Origin of the sequence: Inhella proteolytica (assembly GCF_016093275.1) — a bacterium.
In the GTDB taxonomy this organism is placed as follows: Bacteria; Pseudomonadota; Gammaproteobacteria; order Burkholderiales; family Burkholderiaceae_C; genus Inhella; species Inhella proteolytica.
The window spans coordinates 1-1,390 of sequence record NZ_JAEDAK010000042.1; the positions used below are offsets into that span (position 1 = coordinate 1).

Consider the following 1,390-nt stretch of genomic DNA (forward strand, 5'->3'; position numbering starts at 1 on the left):
AATAAGCGGGAAACGGCAACGAGTGCCACGATGGGGTTGCGAAATCTCATCAACTGACTCGAAAGGGGAAGTCCATGGCCATTGTGTGCGTCGGCATCGACCTGGCGAAGAACGTGTTTGCCCTGCACGGGGTGGATGAGGCCGGTAAGGCCGTGCTGGTGCGGCCCTTGGTGCCGCGCGCCAAGCTGCTGGAGTGCATCGCGGCACTGCCACCGTGCCGGATCGCGATGGAAGCCTGCTCGGGCGCGCACCACTGGGCGCGCGAGTTCCACAAGCTCGGTCACGCCGTCAAGCTCATCGCGCCCAAGTTCGTCATCCCCTACCGGCTCTCGGGCAAGCGCGGCAAGAACGATGCGGCCGACGCGGCGGCCATCTGCGAAGCCGCCCAGCGGCCCTCGATGCGCTTCGTGCCCGCCAAGAGCCTGGAGCAGCAAGGCCAGCTCTGCCTGCACCGGGTGCGCCAAGGCTTTGTGGAGCAGCGCACCGCGCTGATCAACCGCATCCGCGGCCTGCTCTCGGAGTTCGGCATCGTCTTGCCCTTGAAGGCCGACACCGTGCGCCGCCAGGCCCTGCTGCACCTGGAGGATCTGCCCGGCTGGGCCAACCTTGCGGTGGGCGATTGCCTCAGCGAGGTCAGCCGCCTGGACGAGCGCATTGCCCAATACGACCGGCATCTGGCCCAGGTGGCCCGCCAGAGCGACGCCGCGCGGCGCCTGACCCGCCTGAGTGGGCTGGGCGACACCACGGCCACGGCACTCATGGCCGCCATCGGCAATGGGCACGACTTCCAGTGCGGACGGCAATTCGCCGCGTGGCTCGGGCTCACGCCGGGGCAGTACAGCTCGGGTGGCAAGACCCGGCTGGGGCGCATCACCAAGGCGGGCGATGCCTACCTGCGCAGCCTGTTGGTGATGGGCGCGCGGGCCGTACTGGCCGCCGCCCCAAGCAAGACGGACCCCATCAGCCGCTGGGTGCTGGGCGTGCAGGAGCGGCGCGGCTACTGGAGAGCGGTGGTGGCCATGGCGGCCAAGAACGCGCGCCTGGCCTGGGCGGTGCTCGCCAAGGGCGAGGCCTTCAAGCAGCCCAGTTGACCCACCAGGAAAACTGCGAGCCCACCCTCTACCAGGAGCGCGCCACCCAAAGAAATCCTTCCGCCGCGTGACCGGCCCGTCGTTGATGAGCAAAGGTTGGACCTGTGCGGGGAGTGCCTGATGAATTCTGGGGAGCGGACAACCGGCTCCGACTAACGAATGAGGCCCCCGCGCGCGTCTTCACATCAGGGTCCGCTGCCATTCAAGGCCGCAGCAATGACCGTTTGTAGTTACCCCAGTCCGCACTTGCTCTGCGCTCAACAAATGGGCCACGAACGCGAAGGAATTCAAAACCCATT

1 protein-coding gene is annotated in these 1,390 nt (G+C 67.1%); it reads left to right on the forward strand.

The annotated features are described in order from the left end of the window. The first annotated feature begins 74 nt into the window (after positions 1-74). Positions 75-1,091 carry an IS110 family RNA-guided transposase gene (locus tag I7X39_RS22965; RefSeq protein ID WP_198113693.1) on the forward strand — a complete coding sequence of 339 codons (1,017 nt, stop codon included), beginning with the start codon at positions 75-77 and terminating at the stop codon, positions 1,089-1,091. The last annotated feature ends 299 nt before the right edge of the window (positions 1,092-1,390 follow it).

What these genes read in the sequence shown, in the direction of transcription:
- I7X39_RS22965 (WP_198113693.1), top strand. Translation starts at nt 75, where the DNA reads ATGGCCATTGTGTGCGTCGGCATCGACCTGGCGAAGAACGTGTTTGCC.